Genomic DNA, 10,147 nt, shown 5'->3' on the forward strand with positions numbered 1-10,147 from the left:
AGCAGCGGCGTGTTAATAGTTGACCTCGCGGCTGAGGGTGTGCAGGGCAAGCAGCGCGGTGCGTCCGGCTTGCTCCAACTTGGGCAGTTCGATCGCGTCGGGAGTGTCCTGCGGTGTCTCGGCCAGCGCATCAGAGCCGTCCCAACTCAGGTACATGGTGAGTGCGCTGCGGCCACCAAAGCCGGGCGGTGCGGGTTGCCCAAAGTGGGGGTCGCGGCCGCGCGTGGTGGTGGCAACGCCCAGGCGGCCGGCGGCATCCTGGAAGAGCTGCACCAGGCGGAAGCTGCTCCCCTGGCCCAGGGCCAACGCATCGCCGCTGCCGCCGCCCACACCGCTCAATTCGATCACCGCCTCCAGATGCAGGGAACTGAAGCCGATCTTGGCCGCCATGACGTTGAAGACGCTGAGGCCCTCGTTGCGCTCGCCGCCGGCCCAGGCCACGAATACCACGGTCTTGTTGGGCTGGTACGGGCTGTTCTTGAGCGCCCGCGCCAGTTCCAGCATCGTCGCTACGCCGCTGGCGTTGTCGTTGGCGCCTGGATATGACGCGCCGTCCGGCCCCACGCCCACGCCATCGTAGGACGCGGTGACCATGATGACCTGGCTGTCCAGCCCCATCTCGGCCGCCTGCCCGGGGATGAAACCGACGACATGATAGTACTGCTCGCTGATGCCATCCGAAATTTCGGCTTCGATCACCATGCGCACCGGATCGCCGGCTGGCGTCAGCGTCACCTCGCCGGCCTTGAGGCTGGCTGCGGCCGCTTCCAGTTGGGCCATGCTGCTGCCGGTTGAGGCCAGCAGGCGGTCGGCTATGGCCGTGGTCACGATCATCATCGGCACGCGGCCTTCGTTGCCGCCATAGAGCACTTTGCGCTGCATGAGTAGGGGATCATCTGACACCACCAGGAAGCCGGCCGCGGCGGCCGTATTGATGCGCTCGGCATCTTGGGGACGCACGATCAAAATTTTGTCACGCAACGACATTTGGTTCATGCCGTAGTGGTCGCTGGCGGTCGTTTCCGGGTCGCGGCCGCTGACCAGGCCCATCACCACGCCCTCGGCACGGCCAAAGGTGGAGCGCCGGGCATAGGCCAGGCCGCGCCCCACGTATTCGACAAAGTCCTGGCGATAGGTCAGCGCCTGGGTGACGTCGCCCTGGTTGCCCAAAATCTCCAGGGTGGGCGTCTGGCGCAGATGGGCGCGGGGGGTGGTGTTGCTCACAATGAAGGTTTCCTGTCCGTTTACTTTGGCGCCGGCCGGGAAGAGACCGATCTCCTGCATCCGCTCGGCGATGTAGGCGGCCGTTTTTTGCGCACCGGGCGTGCCGGTTTCCCGTCCTTCGAACGCGGGCGAGGCCAGTTGCTGGATATCCTGCAAGGCGCGCGTCGTGTCGAAGGCGGTCGCCTGGCTGCGATAGATGCCGAGCGGCGAGGTGGCGCGCAAGAGCAGGATCAGCCCGACTACCGCGCCGACGCTCACGGTGACGGTGTAGCGGTTGAACAGGCGGCTGACGTTGGCGCGGGTGTCATCCAGGAAGCGCCGCATGCCCTGCCCCCACAGATTGAAGCTGAGGATGGCGATGAAGAAGGCGAGGCCCGGATACCACCCCAGCCAGGGGTAGGAGCGCCACCAGTTGCGCACGTTCGCCAGCAGTGCGCCCCATTCGGGCACGTCGGAGAAGAAATAGACAACCGACTGCATCTGGCCTGTTTCCGCAATGGCCGCGCGGAAACCGCCGCCCATGAAGATGTTGAGAAAGCCCAGCTCGGCCAGCAGCATGAGCACGCCGCCCATCTCCAGGATGGAGAGGACGAGCAGCGAGGGCAGCAGCACGCTGAGGATGTGGCGTGAGAGCAGGTGTATGGTGCGCGCGCCGGTTGCGCGGGCCGCTTCGATGTAGGGCTGTGGTTTGAGGCCGATGACCTGGCCGCGCACGAACTGCGCGATTTCGCCCCAGCCCACGACCGAAACGCCGATGATGAAGACGCCCATGCCCTGTTGAATACCCAGCGCCAGGATCAGGATCAGCGCAAAGAGCGTCACCGGGAACGCGGCCCACACGGCAATGGCGCCCTGGACGAGGCGATCGAGCCAACCGCCGCGCCACCAGCCGGCCAGCGTGCCCAACAGGGTGCCGATGACCATGCGCGCGAGCATGGCAAAAAAGGCCAGGGTGAGGGTGCGCCGCGCGCCGCCGAGCACCAGGGCCTGGATGTCGCGGCCAACCGGGTCGGCGCCCCAGGGAAAGACGCTGGAAGGCTTGAAGGGCGGTGCGGCGATGACGCCTTCGATCATCAGCACGCCGTGCGTTTCGTAGGGATTGGCGGGCGTCAGGCGATCACCGGCCACGACCAGGCCGATCAGCCCGGCCACAAGCAGGGTGCCCGCCATCAGAGCCGGGTTGGTCACCGTGTTGTACAGCAGGCGGCGCGCACCGTGGGTGGGTGGCAATTCGGCCGCCGATCCGCTCTCCTGGCTGATGGCCGCGGTCAGCGTGGGCAGCTCATCATGACGCCGGACGCCGGGCAGCAACTGGCGCAGGCCGGTCCAGGTTTCACGCAGGGAGACCGACAGCCCTTCGAGCCAGCGCCGCCCGGTCTGCCGTTCCTCGAACAGGTCTGTGCTGGGCGTCGTGCGCAACCGTGCGTCGAGCAGCGGGAAGAGCATCTCCAGGGCCAGGTTGATCAGCAGGAAGAGGATGCCCAGGGTGACCACCAGGTCGGTGACGAGGGCGCGGTTACTGCTCTCGATCGTTTGCAGGAGAATTTGCCCCACGCCCGGCCAGACGAAGAACGATTCGACCACCGGCAGGCTGGCGAGCGAGAAGCGCAGCGAGGTGCCCAGGGTGGTGAGCACCGGAATCCAGACATTGCGCAGGGCATGGCGCAGCAGCACGCCGCGGTCACTGAGGCCCTTGCTGTAGGCCACCCGAATGTAATCCTGTCCCAGCACATCGGCCAGGGTGAGATAGGTCACCTGCACGATCTGCGCCAGCGGGCGGGCCGCAAGCACCAGCGCCGGCATGAGCAGGTGCGCATCCCAGCCAAAGCCGGTCTGCGGCAACACCGTGATTTCGAAGGTGCGGTGGACGCTGATGTTGAGCATCCAGAAGAGCATGGCCAGGATGAAGCTGGGGGTGGAGACGCCAAGAATGGAGAGGAGCAAGACCAATGAGCGGTTGCGGGCGCGGCCGCTGCGTGCGACACCGATGCCGACCGGCACGCCGATCAGGGCAGCCAGCAGCAGGGAGACCAGGAGAAGCCCGGCGCTGCGCGAGAAAAAGGTCCAGACCAGGGCAAAGGCCGGTTGGTAGGCTTTTTGCCAGTAATAGGTGGTGGGGTGGCGGAACAGGTAGTCGAAGGTGGCGCCCAGCGCCTGGCCGGCGGCGCTCCAGAGGGCGGCCGGCACACCCTGGCGCCCGCGCTCCGCCATCAGCAGCCCTAATTGCGTCAGGTAGGCAATGGCGAGCAGAATGACCAGGGTGGTCAGCAGCCGGCGCCCCAGGGCGCACGGTGCGCCGGCTGATTTGGATCTGTTGCATAGACGTGCAGTTCCGATTGATGGTTGATTGGCGGCCACAGCGGGGCACTTATCATACGTCAGAGCAGCCGCATCGTCAAACCAAATGGCCACGCCGCATCAAGCTCAGCACCCTGGGCATGGCGACGGTGTAGAGGTAGTAGGTCAGGCCGGAGGGGGCAAAATCAAACGCGCCGATGTGCGGGGCGAAACGCGCCCCGAACCCCTCTTTGAAACGCCAGACCCCCCACAGCGGGTCGCTTTCAACCATCTCCGTCGGCGCCCCCCACAGGTCATAGGTCGTGCAGCCCTGCGCCAGCGCCCAGCGCATCGCCTCCCATTGCAGCAGATGGTTGGGCATGGCCTCGCGCTGTTGACTGCTGGACGCGCCGTAGAGATACCAGGCCGTGCGCGCAAAACGGGCGATGAACAGGCCGGCGACGGTCTCTGCGCCGCTGTCGGCCAGCAGAAGACAGCCGCCCACCTGCCCCTGACTCTGTAGAAGCGTCTGCCAGGCGTCGTGGTAATAGGTCTGCGGGCGAATCAGGAAACCATCGCGGCCGCCGGTCTCCGCGTAGAGCCGGTAGAAAGTCGCCAGGTCGGCCTCCGTGCCCGCGCGCACCGTCACCCCCTTGCGACCGGCCAGGCGCACATTGTAGCGCCACTTCTGCTTGAAGCCGGCCTGCACGGCGTCGGCGCCGGCGGTCAGATCGAGCAGCGCCGTGTTCTTGAACTGCACCTGCTCCGCGGCAGCCTGCCAACCGCGATGGCGCAGCAGATCGAGAATGGCGCGGCCGCGCAGGGTATCATCCGGCACGTCAGGGTCCATCTTGAGAAAGATGGCGCGGCTGCGACGGGCATAATCCTCTAACGCGGCCAGTACCTGCACCGTCAACACGGGGTCCGCATAATCGAGCGCCGGGCCTTTGGGCACGTATTGCACAGCCAGCGGCAGACGGCCCAGGCGTCGTGTCAACACCTGCGCCGCGGCCACGACCGCGCCCTGGCGTGCGAAGAACAAGCGATGCGCCCACCAGCCGGTCTGGCGCTTGATCTCGCCCCACTCCCAGCTTTGCAGCAGATGGTGTGTGGGCAGCCCCGCCAGCAGATCATTCCAGCGGCGTGGATCGGTTTCAGCGTGATAGGTGAGCGGTTGCAAGGAGAATTCCAAGTGATGAAGGCTAAATGTATAAATCACGCTTGTTGTACATCCAATAGGCCGCCGCCACGCACACGACGATGATCGCGGCCGAGAGAATCAGATACGCCCCGTCCATCTTCCCAGTGCGGAGGAGTTCCCCGGCGTCGAAATACTTGAACGGCGTGAAGTATTTGAGAAAATCCAGACCCTCCTGCATACCGGAGATGATGGACATGAAGTACGTCGTCAGGATGATGGCAATGGCGGTTGAGCCGGAGCGTTTGTACTGCTTCATGGCACAGCCCAGCAGCAGCCCGATGGCAAGGAAGATCAGTTCGAGCGCCAACATGGCCTGCATTTCGAGCGCCAGGAAGTCGTAGAAGGCCTGGTCGGGCTGGTACGACCGCACCGCCACAAGCGTCACCGCCCAGGTGATCAGCACGAAGGCGATGCAATTGACCAGGGCGGCCAGCGCCTTGGCTGTGACGACTCTGCTGCGCGACACTGGCAGCACAAGCGAAAACTCGACCGTCCGGTCGCGCTCTTCCTTGGAGATGATGTCGCTGCCCCACATCGCGGCTGCGATTGCACTCATTAAACCAAAATAGATAAACATGATGCCATAGAAACCACTCAACGTGGTCAGGTTGAAGGCGCTCATGCTCAAGGCATCCAGCAGCGCCGGGGGCATGGAATCGAGCATTTTCAGCATCTCGGGGTCGCCGGCAAAGGCGGAAAATTTCGCCACCGCCATCATGATCATCAGCGCGATAATGACGCTCCAGATCAGCAGCGATTTGAAGTTGGCTTTCAGTTCACGAAGAAAGATGTTCATCGTGCGTCTCCTTACGATACAGCCGGAATGTCGCGGCGGATGTACAGCCGATAACTGACCGCCAGCGCAACCAGGGTGACCGCTGCGTTGAGCAGCACCAGCGGCGTGTCATAGGCGCCATGCTGGACGATGTAGGCCGCATCCAGGTGCTTGAAAGGCGTGATCAGTTCCAGTTTCACATCGCCAAAGATGCCGCTGAACGCGCTCAACACGTATGAACCGAATCCCAGGCCGAGGGCATACGGCGTGACGCTGCGCACACGCTTGACCAGCAGCGAAATGACCAGTCCGACGCTCAGGAAAAAGAGTTGGAGAATCACGATGCTGATCAGCAGCAGGAGCAGCGTGCCTGTCTCGTACTCGTGCTCGCCGCGGAAGAGCGCGATGACGACGAAACTAATCACCCACACGACCAGGTTGGTGATGGTCAGGCTGGTCAGCGCGGCCAGCAGTTTACTGGTCAGTATCTGCGTGCGGCTGACCGGTTTGCTCAACAGGAAGTCCGCGGTCAATTCATTTTCTTCAATCGAGACCAGCCCAAAGCCGTAGTTGCCGGCCTGGATCGCCAGACAGAGTTGGACGAACAGGAAAATAAAACTGTAATAACCCAGCACGGTGGCCAGGTCCATGTTATCCATGCCGAAGGCGGCCCGCAATTCCTGTGGGTATCTTGCCAGGAATGCGTTCATCAGCGCAGCCTGATCGGCAAATGCCGAAAAAAAGGAGAAAAAGATAACGAGGAGCGCTGCCACAGACAGCGACCAGGTGACCACCGATTTCAGTCGGGTGCGGAATTCATGTCTGTAGATGTTTGCGTTCATGGTCTCCGCCTATTCGTAGTAGTGCATGAAGATTTCTTCCAGCGTCGGCTCCTCGATGGTCACATCGGCAACCGGGATTCCGCTGATTTTTTGCAGCACCGCGTTGATGTCGCCCTTGAAGAAGAAATTCACCGACCTGTTTTCCACTTGCACATTGGTCACTCCCGGCAGATCAAAGGAGGCCCGAGTCAGCCCTTCAGCCGTCACATGCACCTTTTTGTAGTTATTCTTCTGCAGGGTGCGGATGTCGGAGATTTCGACGATGCTGCCCTCGCGGATGATGCCCACCCGGGTGCATAAGCGCTGCACTTCGCCCAAAATATGCGAAGAGAAGAAAACGGTCACGCCGCGGGCATTTTCTTCACGGATCAGGTTGAAGAACTTGCGTTGCATGAGTGGATCGAGGCCGCTGGTCGGCTCATCCAGGAAGAGCAGTTTAGGGCTGTGCAGCAAGCCCTGCACGATGCCGACCTTCTTCTTGTTGCCGTACGACAGGTCGCTAATGCGGCGGTTCATCTCCAGTTCCATGGTTTCGGACAGCTCGTGCATGCGTTGGGTGCAGTCGCCGTTATAAAAGCTGGCGGAATACTTGAGCAAGTCAACGACTTTCATCCCTTCGTAGTAATAGACTTCCGAAGGCAGGTAGCCGATATCGCGGCGGATTTCCGGGCCGTGGGTGACCACATCTTTGCCAAAAACTTTGGCGCTGCCACTGGTTGGATGGATCAGCGACAGCAACAGGCGGATGGTGGTGGATTTCCCGGCGCCGTTTGGCCCAATGAAGCCGAAGATTTCGCCTTCTTCCTCACTGAAAGAGACATCCTCGATGCCCCGCGCTTTTCCGTAATACTTGGTCAGCTTAGAAACTTCGATAACACTCATAGAGTCGCTCCTTTGCACAAAATAGTGCGGAAGATATCGCCACCCAACGCCCACCGTCAGGTGTAGCGCAAATCGTGACCCCGTCGCTGTTTTCAGTCTACACCCAACCCCCTGGATTGTCAACCGACCCGAACCGCCAACCAGCAGTTCCAAATGTAGCCGGGTTTTTGACCACAGAGATCACAAAGAACGCAGAGAAGTTGCCGATTTGCGTCTGATCTGCCGTTTCTTTGTGTTCTCTGTGCTCCCGGGTGGTTGAATGTGTGCTATATTATGGAATAGCTGCACTTTCGAGCCTTTCCTTGACGCGCCGGCGCCGGTCAGGTACAATACTGGCGAGAAATGGGAGGGTCATCCGATGATACTCGAACAAGTCGCCACTCGCCTGAATACGACGCCGGCCCAACTCGAACGCGATAGCTTGCAACTCTACCTGGAGCGCAAGCTACGACTCGTAGAGAGTGAGCTGTTCACGCTGGCCCACCGATACGGCGTGCGAACCGTCGCCGAACTGGATCAGGCTGTCCAGGCGGGCCGTTTCCACGAACCCGAAGCTTTCGACGATTACTTCCGGTTCGACTACCTGGAAGACCAACGCCACATCTTGCTGGAGATGATGGGGCAGCTATGATAACTTCCCCAACACCGCCTGGCGCAACGTGTCCACCTATCCCCGCCACTTCCATAACGGCTCGCAGAACGATGTCGAGCCTGCGCCTTTCAGCGCCGACCTCCTGACCGGTTTCCGCGAGTTCATGGACTTCGTGCGAACACGCCGGTCTCAGTCCTGAACGGGAACGGCCTTATAGGCCGCCAACTGCTCCCGCAGCCTTTGGATCCGGCGCTCCAGGCCGCCGGCCGCCTCCAGCGGTTCGCCGCGCGCCGCGGCCAGGGTCAAGGTCAGCGAGCGGATCAGCTCCCGGCCCACCAACTGGACGAAATCGGCCAGGTCGCCGGCATCGGCTCGCTCCAACGCCAGCAGATAATCGCCGCGTGCCTCCAGCGGGATGACCACCGGCACAAAGCCGTGCTGCATGAGAATGAGATTGGTCAGCAGCCGGGCCATGCGGCCATTGCCGTCGTCGAAGGGATGGATGGCGACAAAACGGTAGTGGAATGTGGCGGCCAACACCAGGGGATGCAGCGCACCGGCTTGCGCCTCCCGGCGATACCAGGCCAGCAACTCACCCATCAGCGCGGGCGTTTCCAGGGGCGTGGCATAGAAGTGCGTCTCGCCCGTGGTGGTGCGGACGTGGTTGGGGGCCGTCTTGTAACAGCCGATGGCGATGCGACGTCGCGTGGGCCAACCATCGGCGGTGATGGCGTCTACGTCGTATGGTTCCACGAGCAAGATGCGGTGTAGCTCACGGATCGCGGCCTCGGTCAGCGCCTCGCCGCCGCGCACCAACTCTTCCAGGTAGCGGATGGCGTCGTGATGCCCCCGGATGTCCAGGTAATCCCGAAATGGCTTGCCCTGCGCGGTGATGCCGTAGAGCAGAAACGCCCGCGTCTCGCCCAGCGTCAGCGTGTTGCCCTCGATGGCGTTGGAATGGTAGTTCCACTCCAGGTTCAGCTTCTGCACCAGGCGCGCCTCTTGCTCCGGGTCGAGCGGCCGCAAGGCGTCCACCTCGCCGCGTAAGGCTTCGACACGGGCCAGGAGTTCGTTCAGCGTCACTGTGAGTCTCCACAAGGATGGGTCAGGCCGTATCGCCTGCCGGTTGAGCGACATTTCGTCTGTCCACCGAGGCATTGGGTTTTGGCTGCTCCATCGCCGCAGTACTCGAGCAGATAGCGATGGGCACAACAAACCGTTCTCGTAAGCGGCTTCGATGGTTCGTGGCGACATGATAGTCATAGATTGGCCTCCATCATCAGCAGGGTCTATCCTGGCAACGCGTGTCTGACACGGATTGTAGCACTGGGAAGACAGGGCGTCAACTGATCGAATTGGCTACCGCCCCTCCACGATGGCGATTTCGTCGTCGGTCAACCCGTAGGCCATACCAGGGGGTCCACCTCGGCGTGGCACTGGAGCACGGTTTTGATGTCTGGAACCTGATCAGCGGCCAAAAAAATGACCGGCACTGTAGCAGTGCCGGTCACATGGTAAGCAGATCATGTGGTGCGCGTGATTTACATACTACCTGATCCACCAGAACCGTGCTCTGCCATCGCGGTCAATCGGGTCGAACTCGTGATGATCGCTGCTGAATGAAATCAAAGCTCCAGTGTTTTCTCAGTTTGCTTGCCGAGCGAGAATTCGTCGGTGCTACTCAGATAGCCGCGATATTTGCCGCGTAGACTCAGGTCACGTTCGGGACGCGCCTTGGCACGAAAAACGTCGAGATTCAAGATCGTCACCAGGTAGATCTGGTTGCCGAAGTCCTGGATCGCTTCCAATGGGCGCAACAAACCGTTCTCGTAAGCGGCTTCGATGGTTCGTGGCGACATGATAGTCATAGATTGGCCTCCATCATCAGCAGGGTCCAACTGGCAACGTGTCTGACACGGATTGTAGCACTGGGAAGACAGGGCGTCAACTGATCGAATTGGCTACCGCCCCTCCACGATGGCGATTTCGTCGTCGGTCAACCCGTAGAGCGTGTAGACCACCTGATCAATCAATCGATCGGTCGCGGCCAGGCGCGCTTTGAGCGGCAACAGCTTCGCCAGGCTCGCTCCGTGCTCGGCCTGCAACCGTTCCTGGAGCAACGGGCGCTGGGAACAACAACCTGGCTTGCGCCGGTTCTGGCGCAGCACGGCCAGCAGATCCTCCAGCGTGGCATGTGACTCGCCCTTTTGATAGTCGCCTAAGTAGTTTTGGAGGGTGGTCTTGTTGTTGAAACGTCGATCGACGCCGATCTCCCGCGCCAGCCAGGCCAGGAAGCCCCTGACCTCGATCTGTTTCGCTTTGTTCATGGCGATCATCTGCTCGGCCAGGAAGGC

At 61.6% G+C, this 10,147-nt stretch carries 8 protein-coding genes and 1 pseudogene; 1 reads left to right on the forward strand and 8 read right to left on the reverse strand.

The window, feature by feature from the left end:
* Positions 1-12: 12 nt before the first annotated feature.
* From IPF85_RS19605 to IPF85_RS19625, 5 genes are read right to left on the reverse strand one after another with little or no spacing between them, the layout of a single operon-like run.
* Entirely contained in the window at positions 13-3,636 is a 3,624-nt protein-coding gene (locus tag IPF85_RS19605) for an ABC transporter permease subunit (RefSeq protein WP_343409752.1), read from the reverse strand.
* A complete protein-coding gene (locus IPF85_RS19610; protein WP_343409753.1) occupies positions 3,620-4,681 on the reverse strand; it encodes a peptidoglycan bridge formation glycyltransferase FemA/FemB family protein in 1,062 nt (353 codons plus the stop codon). Before IPF85_RS19610 ends, IPF85_RS19605 begins: the two co-directional genes overlap by 17 nt.
* Before the next feature lie 22 nt (positions 4,682-4,703).
* Entirely contained in the window at positions 4,704-5,498 is a 795-nt protein-coding gene (locus tag IPF85_RS19615; protein WP_343409754.1) for an ABC transporter permease subunit, read from the reverse strand.
* Between the two features lie 11 nt (positions 5,499-5,509).
* Positions 5,510-6,319: an ABC transporter permease subunit gene (locus IPF85_RS19620; RefSeq protein ID WP_343409755.1), complete on the reverse strand. Its 810-nt coding sequence runs from the start codon at positions 6,317-6,319 to the stop codon at positions 5,510-5,512.
* A gap of 9 nt (positions 6,320-6,328) precedes the next feature.
* Positions 6,329-7,201 carry an ABC transporter ATP-binding protein gene (locus IPF85_RS19625; RefSeq protein ID WP_343409756.1) on the reverse strand — a complete coding sequence of 291 codons (873 nt, stop codon included), beginning with the start codon at positions 7,199-7,201 and terminating at the stop codon, positions 6,329-6,331.
* Between the two features lie 358 nt (positions 7,202-7,559).
* Between IPF85_RS19625 and IPF85_RS19630 the strand changes: the two genes are divergently transcribed.
* Positions 7,560-7,832 (forward strand): hypothetical protein, encoded by a 273-nt coding sequence (locus IPF85_RS19630; protein ID WP_343409757.1) that lies wholly within the window; start codon positions 7,560-7,562, stop codon positions 7,830-7,832.
* Positions 7,833-7,982: 150 nt separating this feature from the next.
* Here IPF85_RS19630 and IPF85_RS19635 read toward each other — a convergent pair whose 3' ends face one another.
* From IPF85_RS19635 to IPF85_RS19645, 3 genes and pseudogenes are all read right to left on the reverse strand, one after another.
* A complete protein-coding gene (locus IPF85_RS19635) occupies positions 7,983-8,876 on the reverse strand; it encodes a Fic family protein (protein WP_343409758.1) in 894 nt (297 codons plus the stop codon).
* Positions 8,877-9,418: 542 nt separating this feature from the next.
* Positions 9,419-9,661 (reverse strand): hypothetical protein, encoded by a 243-nt coding sequence (locus tag IPF85_RS19640; RefSeq protein ID WP_343409759.1) that lies wholly within the window; start codon positions 9,659-9,661, stop codon positions 9,419-9,421.
* A 93-nt stretch (positions 9,662-9,754) separates the two neighbouring features.
* A pseudogene (locus tag IPF85_RS19645) lies at positions 9,755-10,147 on the reverse strand (restriction endonuclease); the annotation flags it as partial.

Source organism: Candidatus Amarolinea dominans (assembly GCF_016704685.1).
GTDB lineage: Bacteria > Chloroflexota > Anaerolineae > SSC4 > Amarolineaceae > Amarolinea > Amarolinea dominans.